A 290-nucleotide genomic window follows, 5' to 3' on the forward strand; every position below is an offset into this window, starting at 1 on the left:
CGCGCGCGCCAAGGGCAAGTTCGAGATCACCAAGACCGATGCGCAGTGGAAGCAGCAGCTGACAGCGGATCAATATTATGTGCTTCGCCAGGAAGGGACCGAACGGCCCTTTTCCAGCCCGCTGAACAAGGAAAAGCGCGCCGGCACCTTCCTGTGCGCCGGATGCCAGCTGCCGCTGTTTTCCTCCAAGACCAAATATGAAAGCGGCACCGGCTGGCCGAGCTTCTACGCGCCGCTGCCCAGAGCTGTGGGCACCAGCACCGACACGCTGCTCGGCTATCCGCGCACCG

Annotated in this window: 1 protein-coding gene; it reads left to right on the plus strand. The window is 63.1% G+C overall.

The features are described from left to right. Positions 1-290, plus strand: a 290-nt coding sequence (msrB, locus tag AX735_RS17660; protein ID WP_202189608.1) for a peptide-methionine (R)-S-oxide reductase, incomplete at both ends; no start/stop codon positions are given.

This window comes from Blastomonas sp. CCH1-A6 (assembly GCF_001556365.1).
GTDB classification, from domain to species: domain Bacteria; phylum Pseudomonadota; class Alphaproteobacteria; order Sphingomonadales; family Sphingomonadaceae; genus Blastomonas; species Blastomonas ursincola.